This window comes from Geodermatophilus amargosae (genome assembly GCF_041028265.1).
Classification (GTDB): Bacteria; Actinomycetota; Actinomycetes; order Mycobacteriales; family Geodermatophilaceae; genus Geodermatophilus; species Geodermatophilus amargosae_A.
This window is the reverse complement of the sequence record NZ_JABGCW010000025.1, coordinates 1-17600: the sequence shown is the minus strand read 5'-3', so window position 1 is coordinate 17600 and position 17600 is coordinate 1. Positions and strand designations below refer to the sequence as shown.

The following is a 17600-nucleotide window of genomic DNA, read 5'->3' as shown; positions in this document are numbered from 1 at the left end:
CCGCGACGGGGGGACGACGCCGCGGCGCCGTCCCCCCGTCGGTGGGCGGCTCAGGGCCGGACCGGCTCCCGCCTCGGGACCGGTGCCGACCCCGCCGCCGCGCGGGCGGTGGCCGCCCGGACGGCGACCCCGCGGGTGGCCGCCTTGCGGTCGTACATGCGCAGGTCGGCGCGGTGCAGCAGGTCGGCGAACACGACGCCGTCCTCCGGGCAGACGCTCACGCCGATGCTGGCGCCGACGTGGACCTCGCTGCCGAACAGCGGCACCGCGCGGCGGAGCGAGGCGGTGAGCTCGTCGGCGACGCGCGTCGCCTCGGCCAGCGCCGTCTCCGGCCGCAGGTCGGGCAGCGCGACGAGGAACTCGTCGCCGCCCAGGCGGGCCAGCAGGTCGCGGCGGCGGACCCGCTCCTGCAGCCGGCGGGCGACCACCTGCAGCAGTTCGTCGCCGGCGGCGTGGCCGAACCGGTCGTTGACCGCCTTGAAGCCGTCGAGGTCGACGAACAGCAGGCCGAGGGCGTCGCCGCGGGCGCGGGCCTCCCATATCGCGGCCTCCACCTGCTCCTCGAGCCGGCGCCGGTTGAGCAGCCCGGTGAGCGGATCGGTGTAGGCCAGCTCCTGGATGCGGGCCAGCGCCGCCGACGTGCGGTCGCGCTCGCGGACCAGCGCCCGCTCGGCCTCCACGCGCGCGGTCACGTCCACCTGCACGCCGATGTACTGCACCACGGCGCCGTCGGAGTCGTGCACCGGCGCCAGGTGCAGCTCGTTGAACCACGGCGTCCGGTCGGGGCCGCGCAGGTTGAGCACGGTCTCCCGGCACGCCTGCCCGGCCTCGACCGCCGCGCGGATCCGCGCGACCGCGCCGGGGTCGGTGTCCGGGCTCTGCAGCAGCCGGCAGTTGCGGCCGAGGATCTCCTCCGAGGGCAGGCCGGCGAGCTGCCGGAAGGCCTCGTTGGCGTAGACGATCGGCTGGTCGGGCAGCCGCATGTCGACGACGGTGACCCCGCTGGGCGTGGCCTCCAGCGCGCGGCGCAGCAGCACCTCGGCCGTCGTCGTCCCCACGGCCAGGCCGGCAGCCGGGCGGCTCACCGGCACCGGGGGGCGCGGCGCAGCGGGGTCGGCCGGTGTCCCGTCCCCGGTCCGCGGGGCCACCCGGGACAGCAGCGACTGCGCGGCGCGGGAGACCGTGGCGCGGTCGTAGGTCAGCGCGTACTCGAAGGTGCGCTCGAGGTCGGGGCCCTCGTCGCCCAGGTCGCGGGCCAGCAGCGCGGCGCTGAAGTGCGGGGAGAGGACGGCGACGTCCCACTCGCCGCGCACCGGGTCGTCGGGGTCGAGGTGCGCGCCGCGCAGACCGGGCAGCGGCTCCACCGGCAGGTCCTCGCCGAGCGCGCAGACGAAGCCGGTGCGCTCGACCAGGTCGCGGTAGCGCTGGGTGGTGGAGACGGTGAAGTGGCGGGCCTCCTGGAAGGTCGCGGCCACCACGCAGGTCTCCCCGAGGCGCATCGCCTCCCGCTCCAGCTGCTTGGACAGCTCGATGAGCAGCGCCTTGGGGGCGCGGCGCAGCGGGACGTCGTCGGGCAGGCAGGCGAACGGGGAGACGGTGCCGACCGCGCCGGAGGGGCGGCCGGCACCGGGCAGCAGCAGCTCGCCGACCGGCAGGTGCTCGTCGGCACCCGGGCCGGGACGGCCGAACAGCCAGCCCTGCCCGAGCGTGGCGCCCAGCCCGCGGGCGTAGGCGAGGTGCTCGGCGGTCTCGATGCCCTCGGCCAGGACGACGGCACCACTGCGCTCGGCGTAGGCGTTGACGGCGTTCATGATCTCGGCGATCGCGGGGCCGGGCCGCTCCTGCACCAGGCGCAGGTCCAGCTTGACGACGTCGGGGCACAGCAGCGGCAGGAAGGCCAGCGACATGGACTCCGCGCCGACGTCGTCGACGGCGATGGCCCAGCCCAGCTCGCGGACCCGCTCCACGGTGCGCAGCAGCTCGGCCGGCCGCGCGGCGATCGCCCGCTCGGTGATCTCCATGACCACCCGCAGGTCGCCGGGGGCGCCCTCGGCGATGGCGACGAGGTCGGCCAGCGGAGCGGTGTCGAGCACCTCGGGCTCGACGTTGACGAAGACGGTCAGCGGCGAGACGAGGCCGGCGCCGGCGGCACCGCGGAACGCGGCGGCGCGGCAGGCCTCGTCGAGCTCGGCGAGGCGCCCGGCGGCGCGGGCGGCGGCGAACAGCGCATCGGGCCGCTCGAACGGACCGACGGGGCCGCGGGCGAGCGCCTCGTAGGCCACCACCCGCCCGGTGTCGATCTCGACGATGGGCTGGAAGGCGCTGCGCACGCCGCGCAGTGCCTCGTCGAGGACGGGATCGGGTCCGGGCTGCACCGGTGCCTCCTGGGGACGGGTGGTCACCCCCTGGTTGTCGGCAGCAACGACCCCGGCCCCAGCCCGGCGCGCCAGGGGGTCACCCGGACGGGGCAGCGGGGTCAGGCGGGGAGGGCGATGAGCACGACGGCGGCGGCCGCCACGGCCAGACCCGCGCGCTGCGCGCCGGCCAGCCGCTCGCGCAGCACCACCTGCGCCAGGAGCACCGTGCTCGCCGGGTAGAGCGAGGCCAGCACGCCGGTGATCGCCAGCTGCCCGCCGACCTGGGTGGCGACGAGGAACAGCGCGTTGGCCGCCATGTCGCCCACCCCGGCCAGCAGCACGACCGGCAGCACACCGCGGGACACCCGCAGCGAGCGCCCCGTGGCCAGCGCCAGCCCGCCGACCAGGAGCACCGACACCACCCGGGCGGCCACGAGCGGGCTCAGGCCCGCGTCCTCGCCGGTGCGGTCGAGCAGCACGAAGAACAGCCCGAACCCCGCGCCGGCGGCCAGGGCCGGGGCGACGGTGCCGAGCCGGGCGCTGCGCAGCGAGGACAGCCCGTCCTCGGCCGCCACGAGCACCACGGCGGCCAGGGCGAGGGCGATGCCGGCGGCGGCCAGCGGGCCGATCCGCTCGCCGAGCAGCAGGCCGCCCAGCACCGGAAGCGCCGCGGCCGACACCGCCGTCACCGGGGCGACCACGCTCATCACCCCGGCGGCCAGGGAGCGGTAGAAGAGCAGCAGCCCGGCCGCGCCCGCGACTCCGGCGGCCGCGCCCCACCCGAGGTCCGCCGGCCCGGGGTCCCCGCCCAGCCACGGCAGCAGCAGCACGACGGCGACCAGCCCGGCGCCCTGGGAGAGTGCGACGACGGCGGCCGCGGTCGCGCGCCGGCTGGCCATGCCCCCGGCGAAGTCGGCCATCCCGTAGACGACGGCCGAGGCCAGCGCCAGCAGCATCGCCATGCGGTGCGCCCTCCCGGGTCCGTGCCGCCGGTCCCGTGCCGCGGTCGCGGGCGATCCTGGCAGCCGGTGCCGACACCGCCCGCCCCCGGTCGAGATCGCGCGATCTCGCACCGCCACGGGCGCTGTGGTGTACGAGATCGCGCGATCTCGCCGCACGGGGACGCCGGAGCCGAGAACCCGGGGGCGGGGGGAACGGGGCGGCGGGCAGAATGGCCTCCCGTGTCCGGCGCCAACGACCCCTACGACCCCAAGCAGGTCGCGGCCCTCTCCGCCGAGGCCCTCGACGCCGCCGTCGCCGCGGCCCGCGAGGCCTTCGCGGGTGCCGCCGGCCTCGAGGCGCTGGCCGCCGTCCGCCCGGCCCACCTCGGTGACCGCGCGCCCGTGCCGCTGGCCCGCCGCGAGCTCGGCGCGCTCCCCCCGGCCGCCCGCGCCGACGCCGGCAAGCGGGTCAACGCCGCCCGGGTCGCCGTCACCGAGGCCTACGAGGCGCGCAAGGCCGAGCTCGAGGCCGAGCGCGACGCCCGGGTGCTGGCCGAGGAGCGGGTCGACGTCACGCTGCCGTGGGACCGGACCCCGCGCGGCGCCCGGCACCCGCTGACCACGCTGACCGAGCGGATCGCCGACGTGTTCGTCGGCATGGGCTACGAGGTCGCCGACGGCCCCGAGGTCGAGGCCGAGTGGCTGAACTTCGACGCGCTCAACATCGGCCGCGACCACCCGGCGCGCACGATGATGGACACCTTCTTCGTGGCGCCGGAGGACTCCGGCCTGGTGCTGCGCACGCACACCAGCCCGGTGCAGGCCCGCACCCTGCTGTCCCGGACGCCGCCGGTCTACGTCGTCGCCCCCGGGCGGGTCTACCGCACCGACGAGCTCGACGCGACGCACACCCCGGTGTTCCACCAGGTCGAGGGCCTGGCCGTGGACCGCGGGCTGACCATGGCCCACCTGCGCGGCACCCTCGACCACCTGGCGCGGGCGCTGTTCGGCCCCGAGGCGGTCACCCGCTGGCGGCCGTCGTACTTCCCGTTCACCGAGCCCTCGGCGGAGTTCGACGTGTGGTTCCCCGAGCACCGTGACGGCCCGCGCTGGGTCGAGTGGGGCGGCTGCGGGATGGTCAACCCGCGGGTGCTCGTCGCCTGCGGGGTCGACCCCGAGGAGTTCAGCGGCTTCGCCTTCGGCCTCGGCATCGAGCGGGCGCTGCAGTTCCGCTCGGGCGTCGGCGACATGCGCGACATCGTCGAGGGCGACGTCCGGTTCACCGAGGCGTTCGGAGTGGAGCTCTGATGCGGGTCCCCGTCGGCTGGCTGGCCGAGTACGTCGACGTCCCCGCCGGGGTGACCGTCGAGGACCTCGACACCGCCTTCGTCCGGCTGGGCCTGGAGGTCGAGGAGGTCCACCGCCCGGCCGAGGTCACCGGCCCGCTGGTGGTCGGCCGGGTGCTGGAGATCGAGGAGCTGACCGGCTTCAAGAAGCCGATCCGGTACTGCCGGGTCGACGTCGGCGAGGCCGAGCCGCGCGGCATCGTCTGCGGTGCCCGGAACTTCGCCGCCGGCGACACCGTCGTCGTCGCGCTGCCCGGCGCGGTGCTGCCCGGCGGCTTCGCGATCGCCGCGCGCACCACCTACGACCACGTGTCCGACGGGATGATCTGCTCGGTCCGGGAGCTCGGCATCGGCGAGGACCACGCCGGGATCCTGGTGCTCACCAGCGGGGGCGGCGGCCCCGAGCCGGGTGCCGACGCGGCGGCCGTGGTCGGTCTCGACGACGTCGTCATCGAACTCGCCGTCACTCCCGACCGCGGCTACTGCCTGTCCATGCGCGGCATCGCCCGCGAGATGGGCACCGGCCTGGCCGTCGGCTGGCGCGACCCGGGCGCGGCGGAGGTGCCCGGCTGGTCCGGCGAGCCGGCGTGGGAGGTCACCGTCGCCGACGCCGACCGCTGCGACCGGTTCTCGGTGGTCGCCCTGGAGGGCCTGGACCCGACGGCGCCGAGCCCGTGGTGGATGCGCCGCCGGCTGACCCAGTCCGGCATCCGGTCGATCTCGCTGGCCGTCGACGTCACCAACTACGTGATGCTCGAGCTCGGCCAGCCGATGCACGCCTTCGACCGCGACGCGGTGACCGGGCCGATCGTCGTCCGCCGCGCCCGGGAGGGGGAGCGGCTGACCACCCTGGACGGCACCTCGCGGACCCTGTCCGACGACGACCTGCTCATCACCGACGACACCGGCCCGATCGGGCTGGCGGCGGTCATGGGCGGGGCGACCACCGAGATCGGGGACGGCACGACCGCGGTGCTGCTCGAGGCGGCGCACTGGGAGCCCACCGGGGTGGCCCGCACCGCCCGCCGGCACCGGCTGCCCAGCGAGGCCGCCAAGCGCTTCGAGCGCGGCGTCGACCCGGAGATGACCGTCGTCGCGCTGGCCCGCGCCGCGCAGCTGCTGGCCGAGTACGGCGGCGCCCGCGTCGTCGGCGCGCCGGTCGACGCCGACACCCGACGCCCGCGCCCGGCGATCGCGCTGGACGCCGGGCGCCCCGGCCGGGTCTCCGGCGTGCCCTACCCGCCCGCGCGGGTGGTCGAGCTGCTCGAGGCCGTCGGCTGCGCCGTGGAGGCGGCGGGCAGCACGCTCACCGTCACCCCGCCGACGTGGCGCCCCGACCTCACCGACCCCGCCGACCTCGTCGAGGAGGTCGTCCGGCTCGCCGGCTACGACGACGTCCCCTCGGTGCTGCCCACGGCACCGCCCGGGCGCGGGCTCACCGAGACCCAGCGCCGGCGCCGCACGATCGGCCGGGCGCTGGCCGAGGCCGGCTACGTCGAGGCGCCGTCGTATCCCTTCGTCGGAACCCCGGCGCTGGACGGCCTCGGACTGGCCGACGACGACGAGCGCCGCCGGGTGGTCCTCGTGCGCAACCCGCTGTCGGAGGAGGAGCCGGCGCTGCGCACCACGCTGGTGCCCGGGCTGCTGGCCACGCTGGCCCGCAACCTCGCCCGCGGCCGCCGCGACGTCGCCCTCTTCGAGCACGGCGCGGTCTTCCTCGGCGGCGTGGGCACGCCGGCGCCGCTGCCCGGGGTCGACTCCCGTCCCGACGACGACACGCTCGCCGCGCTGCTGGGCGCGGTGCCCGATCAGCCGTGGCACGTCGCGGTCGCCCTGACCGGCCAGCGCGAGCCGCGCGGCTGGTGGGGACCGGGCCGCGCGGCGGGCTGGGCCGACGCCGTGCAGGCCGCCCGGGTGGTGGCCGCCGCCGCGGGCGTGCAGCTGTTCGTCCGCCCCGGTGAGTCCGCGCCCTGGCACCCCGGGCGCTGCGCCGAGCTCGTGGTGGACGACCGGGTCGTCGGGTACGCCGGCGAGCTGCACCCGCGGGTGTGCGCGGCGCTCGACCTGCCGGCCCGCACCTCGGTCATGGAGCTCGACGTCGACGCGCTGCCGCCGGCTCCGGTGCCCGTGGGGCCGCGGCTGTCCATCTTCCCGCCGGTCTTCCTCGACCTCGCCTTCGTCGTGCCCGACGCGATCACCGCGTCGCACGTGGAGTCGCTGGTGCGCGGGGGAGCGGGGGAGCTGTTCGAGGCGGTGCACCTGTTCGACGTCTGGTCCGGCCCGCCGGTCCCGGCCGGGTCGCGGTCGCTGGCGTACTCGCTGGTGCTGCGCGCGCCGGACCGGACGCTGACCGCCGCCGACGTCGCGCACGTGCGCGAGGGCATCCTCGCCGTCGTCGAGCTGCAGGGCATCACCCTGCGCAGCGCCGACGCGTGATGTCCGGACCCGACCTGTCCGGCACCGTCGCGCTGGTCACCGGGGCGTCGGCGGGCATCGGCCGGCACCTCGCCGAGGGGCTGGCCGCGCGCGGGGCCGCCGTCGCCGGGATCGCGCGCGGCGGTGACCGGCTGCGGACGGCGATGGACGCGATCGCCGCGGCCACCGGCGCCCGCACGCTCGCGGTGGCCGCCGACGTCACCGACCGGGCCGCGGTCGACGCCGCCGTCGCCGAGGTGACCCACGAGCTCGGGCCGGTGGGCCTGCTGGTCAACAACGCCGGCCTCATCGACGCCGCCGAGGTGCCGCTGTGGGAGGCCGACCCCGACCAGTGGTGGCAGGTGGTGGAGAGCCAGGTCCGCGGGCCGTTCCTGGTCGCCCGCGCCGTGCTGCCCGGGATGGTCGCCGTCGGCAGCGGGCGGGTGGTCGGGCTGGCCAGCGGGATCGGCACCCGCGCCGATCCGCACTACAGCGCCTACTCGGCCGGCAAGACCGCGCAGATGCGGATCACCGAGTCCGTGGACCTGGCCGGCGCCGCGCACGGGGTCCGGGCCTTCGACCTCGCGCCGGGCGTCGTGGACACCGCGATGACCCGCGCGATGCCGATGCACGAGGGTCGCACCGACTGGACCCGGCCCGAGGACGTCGTCGACCTCGTGGTGGCCATCGCCGCCGGCGAGCTCGACCAGTGGTCGGGCCGGTTCTTCCGCGCCGGCGTGGACGACCTGGACACCCTGCGGACGACGACGCCGGAGGGCGACGCCCGGAAGCTGCGGCTCGTCCCGTACGGCGACGGCGACCCGCTGGCCTGAGGTGCGGCGGACGCCCTCCGAGTGGTCGTGCTCTGCACACACCTGTGGGCAGAGCACGACTGCCCACGGGAGTCCCTGCGGCTGCTGCTCGTGCCCTGCCCCCGATGGTGGGCGGAGCACGACCGCGCGGGGCAGCAGGGGGAGACCCCCTCGATGGAAGGTCATGCACGGGCCTGTATGGTCATGCATCGTGAGCACAGGGCAGACGTGGACGGTCGGGGTCACCGGCGCCACCGGCTACGCGGGGGGAGAGGTGTGCCGGCTGCTCGCCGGGCACCCGCACCTCCGCCTGGCCGGGGTGCACGCGAACAGCAGCGCCGGCCGACGCCTGGGTGAGCTGCAGCCGCACCTGCTGCCCTTCGCCGACCTCGAGGTCCGCCCCAGCGCGCCCGAGGACCTCGCCGGCTACGACGTCGTCGTCCTCGCGCTGCCGCACGGCGAGTCCGCCGCGATCGCCGCGCAGCTGTCCCAGGACACCCTGGTCGTCGACTGCGGCGCCGACCACCGGCTCGAGGACCCGGCGGCGTGGGCGCGCTGGTACGGCGGCGAGCACGCGGGCGCCTGGCCCTACGGCCTGCCGGAGCTGCCCGGCCAGCGGGAGAAGCTGGCCGGCGCGCGGCGGATCGCCGTCCCCGGCTGCTACCCGACGTCGGTCACCCTCGCGATGGCCCCGGCGCTGGCGGCCGGCCTGGTCGAGCCCGACGTCGTCGTGGTCGCCGCGTCCGGCACCTCCGGAGCGGGCAAGTCGGCCAAGCCGCACCTGCTCGGCAGCGAGGTCATGGGGTCGGTGAGCGCCTACGGCGTCGGCGGCGGGCACCGGCACACCCCCGAGATGGCGCAGACGCTCGGCGCGGCCGCGGGCGGCCCGGTGAGGATCAGCTTCACGCCCACGCTCGTCCCGATGAGCCGAGGCATCCTCGCCACCTGCTCGGCGCCGCTCACGAGCGGGGTCGACGTGGCGGCCGCCCGGGCCGCCTACGCCGAGGCCTACGCCGACGAGCCGTTCGTGCACCTGCTGCCCGAGGGGCAGTGGCCCACGACCGCGCAGGTGCTCGGCGCCAACACCGTCGCGGTGCAGGTGGCCGTCGACCCGGACGCGGGCCGGCTGGTCGTCGTCGCCGCGGTCGACAACCTCACCAAGGGCACCGCGGGCGGGGCGATCCAGAGCGCCAACCTCGCCCTCGGCCTGCCCGAGACCGCGGGCCTGCCCCTGGTGGCGGTGGCGCCGTGAGCGTCACCGCGCCCCAGGGCTTCCGGGCGGCCGGCGTCGCCGCCGGGCTGAAGAGCAGCGGCGCCCCCGACGTCGCGCTGGTCGTCAACGACGGCCCGCAGGACAGCGCCGCCGCCGTCTTCACCACCAACCGCTTCCCGGCCGCGCCGGTGCAGTGGAGCCGCCAGGTGCTGGCCACCGGCCGGCTGCGGGCGGTCGTCCTCAACTCCGGCGGCGCCAACGCCTGCACCGGCCCCGAGGGCTTCGCCGACACCCACGCCACCGCCGAGCACACCGCCGCCGAGCTGGGCCTGGGCGCCATCGACGTCGCGGTCGCCTCCACCGGGCTGATCGGCGTCCGGCTGCCCATGGACAGGCTGCTGCCCGGCGTCACCGACGCCGCCGAGGGGCTCGCCGCGGACGGCGGTCCCGAGGCCGCCCGGGCGATCATGACCACCGACAGCGTCCCCAAGACGACGGTCGTGCAGCGCGACGGGTGGAGCGTCGGGGGGATGGCCAAGGGCGCGGGCATGCTCGCGCCGAGCCTGGCCACGATGCTCGTCGTCCTCACCACCGACGCAGCCGTCGACAGCGCCACCCTGCAGGCCGCGCTGCAGCAGGCCACCGGCGTGAGCCTGGAGCGGGTCGACTCCGACGGCTGCCTGTCCACCAACGACACGGTGATCGCGATGGCCAACGGCGCCGGCGGGGTCACGCCCGGCGCGGAGGAGGTCACCGAGGCGCTCACCGCCGCGGCCACCGACCTGGCCATGCAGCTGCTCGCCGACGCCGAGGGCTCGACCAAGGACATCGCGATCACCGTCCGCAACGCCGCGACGGTGCAGGACGCGCTCACCGCCGGCCGGGCGTGCGCCCGCAACAACCTGCTCAAGACGGCGCTGTTCGGCAACGACCCCAACTGGGGACGGGTGCTCGCCGCCATCGGCACCACCGACGCCGCCTTCGAGCCCGACCGGGTCGACGTCACCATCAACGGCGTCACCGTCTGCCGCGGCGGCGCGATCGGCGACCCGCGCGAGGGCGTCGACCTCACCGGCCGGGCCATCACCATCGACGTCGACCTCGGCGCCGGCGGCGAGCAGGCGACGATCTGGACCAACGACCTGTCCATCGCCTACGTGCACGAGAACTCGGCGTACTCGACGTGACCGGCGACGGAGGCACCCCCGAGGCGCAGGACCCCACCCCGCCCGACGTCCGGGTCGACGAGCCGGCCCCGCCGCGCCGCCGGATCGGCACCACCCGGGTCATGCGGACCGACGACCCCGAGGGCGACGCCCGCAAGGTCGCCGTCCTCACCGGGGCGCTGCCGTGGCTGCGCGAGTTCCACGGCAACGTGGTGGTGATCAAGTACGGCGGGCACGCCATGGTCGACGAGGAGTGCCGCCGGGCGTTCGCCGAGGACATGGTGTTCCTCCGGACCTGCGGCATCCTGCCCGTCGTCGTCCACGGCGGCGGCCCGCAGATCACCGAGATGCTCGGCCGCCTCGGCATCGAGAGCGAGTTCCGCGGCGGCCTGCGGGTGACCACCGACGAGACCGTCGAGGTGGTGCGCATGGTCCTCACCGGCCAGGTCACGCCCGAGGTGGTCGGGCTGGTCAACCAGCACGGCCCGCTCGCGGTCGGGCTGTCCGGGGAGGACGGCGGCCTGTTCACCGCCGAGCGGACGACGGCGGTCGTGGACGGGCAGCCGGTCGACGTCGGCCGGGTCGGGGACGTCGTCGCCGTCGACCCCGGGCCGGTCACCGCGCTGCTGGCCGCCGGGAAGATCCCCGTGGTCGCCACCGTGGCCCCCGACCGGGACGGCGTGGTGCACAACGTCAACGCCGACACCGCGGCCGCCGCGCTCGCCGTGGCCCTCGGCGCGGTCAAGCTCGTCGTCCTCACCGACGTCGAGGGCCTCTACGCCGACTGGCCCGACCGCGACTCGCTCGTGCAGCAGATCGACGCCGCCGAGCTGGCCGAGATCCTGCCCGGCCTGGACGCCGGGATGGTCCCGAAGATGGCCGCGTGCCTCCGGGCGGTCGAGGGCGGGGTGAAGCGGGCGACCGTCGTCGACGGCCGGACCCCGCACGCCCTGCTGCTGGAGATGTTCACCACCGAGGGCACCGGGACGATGGTCGTCCCCGCCCACTCGCTGACGGGAGAGGAGCCGGCATGACCCACACGGAGGAGCTGGCCACCCGCTGGTCGGCCGTGATGATGGGCAACTACAGGACGCCGCCGGTCGCGCTCGCGCGCGGTGAGGGCGCCACGGTCTGGGACGTCGACGGCCGCGAGTACACCGACCTGCTCGGCGGCATCGCGACGACGATCCTCGGCCACGCCCACCCGAAGGTCGTCGAGGCGATCACCCGGCAGGCGCAGACCCTGGGGCACGTCTCCAACCTGGCGATGCACGAGCCCGGCGTCACGCTCGCCGAGCGGCTGCTCGAGCTGGCCGGCCGGCCGGGGCGGGTCTTCTTCTGCAACTCCGGCGCCGAGGCCAACGAGGCCGCGTTCAAGATCAGCCGGCTGACCGGGCGTCCCGAGGTGGTCACCGCCGAGGGCGCCTTCCACGGCCGGACGATGGGCGCGCTCGCGCTCACCGGGCAGCCGTCGAAGGCCGCCGCGTTCGCCCCGCTGCCCGGCGGCGTCCGGTACGTGCCCTACGGCGACGCCGGCGCGCTGGCCGGCGTGGTCTCGGAGCGGACGGCGATGGTGCTGCTCGAGCCGGTGCTCGGCGAGGGCGGCGTGCTGCCCGCCCCGCCGGGCTACCTCGCCGCCGCGGCGCACGCGGCGGCCGACGCCGGCGCGCTGTTCGCCGTCGACGAGGTGCAGACCGGCACCGGCCGCACCGGCCACTGGTTCGCGCACCAGGCCGACGGCCTGCAGCCCGACCTGGTCACCCTGGCCAAGGCGGTCGGCGGCGGGCTGCCGCTGGGCGCCACGCTGGCCTTCGGCGACGCCGCGGAGCTCATGACCGCCGGCTCGCACGGGTCGACGTTCGGCGGCAACCCGATCGCCTGCGCCGCCGCGCTCGCCGTCCTCGACACGATGCGCGACGAGGGCCTGCTCGAGCGGGCCAAGGAGCTCGAGCACCGGTTCACCGCCGGCATCGAGGGCCTCGGGCACGCCGGGATCGCCGGGGTGCGGGGGAGGGGCGCGCTGCTCGGCGTCGTCCTCACCGCGACCGTCGCCGGCGCGCTGGAGGGCGCGCTGCGCGACGCCGGCTTCCTCGCCAACGCCGTCGCCCCCGACGTGCTGCGGCTCGCGCCGTCGCTGGTGCTGACCGACGCCCAGGTCGACGCCTTCGTCGCCGCCCTCCCGGCGGCCCTCGACACCGCACTGGAGACGGCCCCGTGACCCGGCACCTCACCCGCGACGACGACCTGACCCCCGACGAGCAGGCCGAGGTCCTCGCGCTGGCCGCCGAGCTCAAGCGCACCCGGCACACCGGCGCTGCGCCCACCCCGCTGCGGGCGGCCAACGGCGTGCCGCGGGCGGTGGCGGTGCTGTTCGACAAGCCCTCCACCCGCACACGGGTGTCGTTCTCCGTCGGCGTCGCCGAGCTCGGCGGGTACCCGCTGGTCATCGACGCCGGCGCCAGCCAGCTCGGCCGCGGCGAGCCGGTGGAGGACACCACCCGGGTGCTCGACCGGCAGGTCGCGGCGATCGTGTGGCGCACCTTCGGCCAGGACCGGCTGGAGACCATGGCGGCCACCAGCCGGGTGCCGGTGGTCAACGCGCTGACCGACGACTTCCACCCCTGCCAGGTCCTGGCCGACCTGCAGACCGTCATCGAGCACAAGGGGTCGCCGGCCGGCCGGTCGCTGACCTACCTCGGCGACGGCGCCAACAACATGGCGCACTCCTACCTGCTGGGCGGCGCCACCGCCGGGATGCACGTGCGGATCGGCTCCCCGGAGGCTTTCCAGCCGGCGCCCGAGGTGCTGAAGCGGGCCGCGGAGATCGCCGCGGAGACCGGCGGGTCGGTGCTGTGGACGGCCGATCCCGCGGCCGCCGCCGACGGCGCCGACGTCCTCGCCACCGACACCTGGGTCTCGATGGGCCAGGAGGACGAGTACGACACCCGGATCGCGCCGTTCCTGCCCTACGCCGTCGACGAGGCCGCGCTGGAGCGGGCCGCCGCCGATGCCGTCGTCCTGCACTGCCTGCCGGCGTACCGCGGCAAGGAGATCGCCGCCGAGGTGGTCGACGGGCCGCAGAGCGTGGTCTGGGACGAGGCGGAGAACCGGCTGCACGCCCAGAAGGCGCTGCTCACCTGGCTCCTGGAGCGATCGGCGTGACCTCTGCGCTGACCCGCTCGGCGCGGCAGGCCCGCATCGCCGAGCTGATCACCGCCCGGCCGGTGACCTCGCAGACCCAGCTGGCGGCGCTGCTGGCCGCCGGCGGCATCGAGGTCACCCAGGCCACGCTCTCGCGCGACCTCGAGGAGCTCGGCGCGGTCAAGCTGCGCGGCTCCGACGGCGCTCCGGCGTCCTACGTGCTGCCGCCGGAGAACGCCCCGCTCCGCCCGGCGCAGGCCGCGCCCGCCCGTCTCACCCGGCTCCTGGCCGACCTGCTCACCAGCGCCGACGGCAGCGCCAACCTCGCCGTCCTGCGCACCCCGCCGGGTGCGGCGCAGTTCCTCGCCTCGGCGCTGGACAAGGTCGGCCTGCCCGACGTGCTGGGCACCATCGCCGGCGACGACACTCTGCTCGTCGTCTCCCGGGACCCCGACGGCGGACCGGCGCTGGCCGAGCGGCTGCGCGCGCTGGCCGCCCGCACGCCGGCGGTCTACCCGGAGCTGCACGACGACCTGTCCGACGACGTCCCTCCCGGAGGAAGCACCCCGTGACCGACCCGACCGCCCCCGCCTCGCAGACCCGGCTCTGGGGTGGCCGCTTCGGCGGCGGGCCGTCGCCGGCGATGGCGGCGCTGTCGAAGTCGACCGAGGTCGACTGGCGGCTGGCCCCCTACGACCTGGCCGGCTCCCGCGCGCACGCCCGGGTGCTGCACCGCGCCGGGCTGCTCACCGACGACGAGCTCGCGCAGATGCTGGCCGCCCTGACCGAGCTGTCGGCGGAGGTCGCCGCGGGCAGCTTCGCGCCGGTCGAGGCCGACGAGGACGTGCACGAGGCCCTCGAGCGCGGCCTGCTCGGCAAGCTCGGCGCGCTCGGCGGCAAGCTGCGCGCCGGCCGCTCGCGCAACGACCAGGTCGCCACCGACCTGCGCCTGTACCTGCGGCACAACGTGCGGGCGCTCGTCGGCGCGCTGTCCTCGCTGGAGTACGCGCTGATGGGGCTGGCGCAGCGGTACCTCGACGTCCCCGCACCCGGCATGACGCACCTGCAGCACGCCCAGCCGGTGCTCGTCGCCCACCAGCTGCTCGCCCACGCGCACGCGTTCGCCCGCGACGTCGACCGGCTGCAGGACTGGGACCGCCGCGCCGCCGTCAGCCCGCTGGGCTCCGGCGCCCTGGCCGGCTCCTCGCTGCCGCTGGACCCCGACGCCGTCGCCGCCGAGCTCGGCTTCGACCGCGCCGCGGAGAACTCGATCGACGCGGTCAGCGACCGCGACTTCGCCGCGGAGTTCTGCTTCGCCGCGGCGCTGGTCGGCGTCCACCTGTCCCGGCTGGGGGAGGAGGTCGTCCTCTGGACGTCGACCGAGTTCGGCTGGGCCCGCCTCGACGACGCCTGGGCCACCGGCTCGTCGATCATGCCGCAGAAGAAGAACCCCGACATCGCCGAGCTCGCCCGCGGCAAGTCCGGCCGGTTCGTCGGCAACCTCACCGGGCTGCTGACCATGCTCAAGGGCCTGCCGCTGGCCTACGACCGCGACCTGCAGGAGGACAAGGAGCCGGTCTTCGACTCCCTCGAGCAGCTGCTCCTGCTGCTGCCCGCGGTCACCGGCATGGTCGCCACGCTCACCCTGCGCCCGGAGGTCCTCGAGGCCGCCGCGCCGCAGGGCTTCGCGCTGGCCACCGACGTCGCCGAGTGGCTGGTGAAGAACGGCGTCCCGTTCCGCTCCGCCCACGAGATCTCCGGCGCGATGGTGTCCTTCTGCGAGGAGGCCGGCCTCGAGCTCGACGAGCTCGACGACGACCAGCTCGCCGGCATCGACGAGCGGCTCACCCCCGACGTGCGCTCGGTGCTCTCGGTGCAGGGCGCGCTGGCCGCCCGCAGCACCCGCGGGGGGACGGCGCCCGAGCGGGTCGCCGGGCAGCTCGCCGCGCTGGAGGACGTCGTCGCCGCGCACGGCCGCTGGTCGGCCGACTCGCCCGTGGCGGCCGCGCTCTGACCCCGCCGGACCGGCTGGTCACCGCCGACGAGCTGCTCGGACCGGTCGACGTCGTCGCCCCGGCGCTGCTGGGCTGCTGGGTGGTGACCGACCGGCCCGAGGGCAGCGTCGCCGTCCGGTTGACCGAGGTGGAGGCGTACTCGGGGGAGGGGGAGGACCCCGCCTCGCACGCCCACCGCGGCCCGACGCCCCGGGCGGCGATCATGTTCGGCCCGCCCGGGCGGCTCTACGTGTACTTCAGCTACGGCGTGCACTGGTGCGCCAACGTCGTCGTCGGGCCCGCCGGGCGCGCCTCGGCGGTGCTGCTGCGCGCCGGGGAGGTGGTGGCGGGGGAGGACCTGGCCGCCGTCCGCCGTCCCTCGGCGAAGGTGGCCCGCGACCTGGCCCGCGGCCCGGCCCGGCTGACCGCGGCGCTCGGCATCGGCCCGGACGACGGCGGCGCCGACGTCCTCGACCCGGCGTCGTCGGTGCGGCTGCACGCGGGGGAGCCGCCGTCCGCCGTCTCGGCCGGCCCGCGGGTCGGGATCAGCCGCGCCACCGGGCTGCCGTGGCGGTTCTGGGAGACGGGGGCGACGTCGGTGAGCGCCTTCCGCCCGGGTGGCCCGCGCCGACGCACCGCCGGGCAGACTGGGACCTCGTGACCTCCTCCGTCCTCGACGAACTGCAGCGCCGCGGGCTCATCGCCCAGACCACCGACGAGGAGGCGCTGCGCGCGCACCTCGCGGCCGGACCGGTCACCTACTACTGCGGCTTCGACCCGACGGCGCCGAGCCTGCACGTCGGCCACCTCGTGCAGTTCATGGTGCTCCGGGCGCTGCAGCGTGCCGGGCACCGGCCGGTCGTGCTCGTGGGCGGGGCCACCGGGCTGATCGGGGACCCGCGTCCCACGGCCGAGCGTCAGCTCAACGACCGGGCCACCGTGGCCGAGTGGGTGGACGGCATCCGCCGGCAGGTGGCGCCCTTCCTGGACCTGCCCGCCCAGCGCGACGGACTGGCGGCACCGGTGTACGTGGACAACCTGACGTGGACCGAGCCGCTGTCGGCCATCGACCTGCTGCGCGACCTCGGCAAGCACTTCCGGGTGGGCCGGATGCTGGCCAAGGAGGCGGTGAGCGCGCGGCTGAACTCCGAGGCCGGCATCAGCTACACCGAGTTCAGCTACCAGATCCTGCAGGCGCACGACTTCCTGCAGCTGCTCCGCCGCCACGGCGTCACGCTGCAGACCGGCGGCTCCGACCAGTGGGGCAACCTCACCGCGGGCATCGACCTGGTCCGCCGCGTGGAGGGCGCCACGGTGCACGCCCTGTCCACCCAGCTGGTCACGAAGTCCGACGGGCAGAAGTTCGGCAAGAGCGAGGGCGGCACCGTCTGGCTCGACCCCGCCCTCACGTCGCCCTACGCCTTCTTCCAGTTCTGGCTCAACGCCGACGACGCCGACGCGCTCACCTGGCTGCCCCAGTTCTCCGAGCGGCCGGCCGAGGAGGTGGCCGCGCTCGTCGCCGAGAGCACGGAGCGTCCCGCGTCCCGGGCGGTCCAGCGGGCGCTGGCCGAGGAGCTGACGTCCCTGGTGCACGGACCCGAGGAACTGCGGCAGGCCGAGGCGGCCGGACGTGCGCTGTTCGGCCGGGAGGACCTGACGGCGCTCGGTGCCGACACCCTGGGCGCAGCGCTCCGGGAGGCCGGCGGCGTCACCGTCGACGGCGCGACGCCGACCGTCGCCGCCCTGCTGCAGCGGACGGGCCTGGTCTCGAGCCTGTCCGAGGCCCGGCGGACGGTGAAGGAGGGTGGCGCCTACCTGAACAACGAGCGGGTGACCGACGCCGACGCCGTCCCCGGCGAGGACGCCTGGCTGCCCGGCGGCTGGCTGGTGCTGCGGCGTGGCAAGCGCTCGGTCGCCGGCGTGCAGCGGGTGCCCGCCGGCCGCTAGCCGAGGACGCCCGGACGCGTGAACGCGAGGTGACACGCCGGTTCCGGAACGGTGTCCGGCGTCACGACCGGACCGGTTTGACACGGCCCCGGCAGCCACGTAACTTTCTCTCTGCGCGCCGCACAGCCCGGGAGGGCGAGCGGGGAGGCCCCAGCAGGAGCCGCCCGTTGCGGGCGCAGAGATGGACAACAAGCCACCGAGGACGCCCGAGAGGGTCGAATGGGTGTGCGTCCGCTCCTTGAGAACTCAACAGCGTGCCGAAAGTCAG

The 17600-nt window shown here is 76.3% G+C and carries 14 protein-coding genes; 12 read left to right on the top strand and 2 right to left on the bottom strand.

What is annotated here, in order from left to right:
* Positions 1-50 precede the first annotated feature (50 nt).
* Together HLV61_RS22905 and HLV61_RS22900 are read right to left on the bottom strand one after the other, a co-directional pair.
* The gene (locus HLV61_RS22905) at positions 51-2402 is read right to left on the bottom strand and encodes a diguanylate cyclase domain-containing protein (RefSeq protein WP_369259711.1); all 2352 of its coding nucleotides are present in this window, start codon (positions 2400-2402) and stop codon (positions 51-53) included.
* Between the two features lie 74 nt (positions 2403-2476).
* A complete protein-coding gene (locus tag HLV61_RS22900; protein WP_369259709.1) occupies positions 2477-3319 on the bottom strand; it encodes an EamA family transporter in 843 nt (280 codons plus the stop codon).
* 219 nt (positions 3320-3538) lie between these two features.
* On the opposite strand from HLV61_RS22900, the gene pheS reads away from it, so the two are divergent.
* From pheS to tyrS, 12 genes are all read left to right on the top strand, one after another.
* Positions 3539-4606 (top strand): phenylalanine--tRNA ligase subunit alpha, encoded by a 1068-nt coding sequence (gene pheS, locus HLV61_RS22895; RefSeq protein ID WP_369259707.1) that lies wholly within the window; start codon positions 3539-3541, stop codon positions 4604-4606.
* Positions 4606-7080: a phenylalanine--tRNA ligase subunit beta gene (gene pheT, locus HLV61_RS22890; RefSeq protein WP_369259706.1), complete on the top strand. Its 2475-nt coding sequence runs from the start codon at positions 4606-4608 to the stop codon at positions 7078-7080. The genes pheS and pheT overlap by 1 nt, the downstream gene beginning before the upstream one ends.
* On the top strand, positions 7080-7892 hold the full coding sequence (locus HLV61_RS22885) for an SDR family NAD(P)-dependent oxidoreductase (RefSeq protein WP_369259704.1): 813 nt from the start codon (positions 7080-7082) through the stop codon (positions 7890-7892). Before pheT ends, HLV61_RS22885 begins: the two co-directional genes overlap by 1 nt.
* Positions 7893-8082: 190 nt before the next feature.
* Entirely contained in the window at positions 8083-9123 is a 1041-nt protein-coding gene (argC, locus tag HLV61_RS22880; protein ID WP_369259702.1) for an N-acetyl-gamma-glutamyl-phosphate reductase, read from the top strand.
* Complete coding sequence (argJ, locus tag HLV61_RS22875; RefSeq protein ID WP_369259700.1) at positions 9120-10271, top strand: bifunctional glutamate N-acetyltransferase/amino-acid acetyltransferase ArgJ; 1152 nt, start codon at positions 9120-9122, stop codon at positions 10269-10271. Before argC ends, argJ begins: the two co-directional genes overlap by 4 nt.
* The gene (gene argB / locus HLV61_RS22870; protein ID WP_369259698.1) at positions 10268-11284 is read left to right on the top strand and encodes an acetylglutamate kinase; all 1017 of its coding nucleotides are present in this window, start codon (positions 10268-10270) and stop codon (positions 11282-11284) included. The genes argJ and argB overlap by 4 nt, the downstream gene beginning before the upstream one ends.
* A complete protein-coding gene (locus tag HLV61_RS22865; protein WP_369259696.1) occupies positions 11281-12468 on the top strand; it encodes an acetylornithine transaminase in 1188 nt (395 codons plus the stop codon). Before argB ends, HLV61_RS22865 begins: the two co-directional genes overlap by 4 nt.
* Positions 12465-13412, top strand: coding sequence for an ornithine carbamoyltransferase (argF, locus tag HLV61_RS22860; protein ID WP_369259694.1), 948 nt, complete (start codon positions 12465-12467; stop codon positions 13410-13412). The genes HLV61_RS22865 and argF overlap by 4 nt, the downstream gene beginning before the upstream one ends.
* Entirely contained in the window at positions 13409-13963 is a 555-nt protein-coding gene (locus HLV61_RS22855) for an arginine repressor (protein ID WP_369259692.1), read from the top strand. Before argF ends, HLV61_RS22855 begins: the two co-directional genes overlap by 4 nt.
* Complete coding sequence (gene argH, locus HLV61_RS22850; protein WP_369259690.1) at positions 13960-15405, top strand: argininosuccinate lyase; 1446 nt, start codon at positions 13960-13962, stop codon at positions 15403-15405. The genes HLV61_RS22855 and argH overlap by 4 nt, the downstream gene beginning before the upstream one ends.
* Positions 15369-16046, top strand: coding sequence for a DNA-3-methyladenine glycosylase (locus tag HLV61_RS22845; protein ID WP_369259747.1), 678 nt, complete (start codon positions 15369-15371; stop codon positions 16044-16046). The genes argH and HLV61_RS22845 overlap by 37 nt, the downstream gene beginning before the upstream one ends.
* Complete coding sequence (gene tyrS, locus HLV61_RS22840) at positions 16043-17332, top strand: tyrosine--tRNA ligase (RefSeq protein WP_369259688.1); 1290 nt, start codon at positions 16043-16045, stop codon at positions 17330-17332. Before HLV61_RS22845 ends, tyrS begins: the two co-directional genes overlap by 4 nt.
* Positions 17333-17600 lie beyond the last annotated feature (268 nt).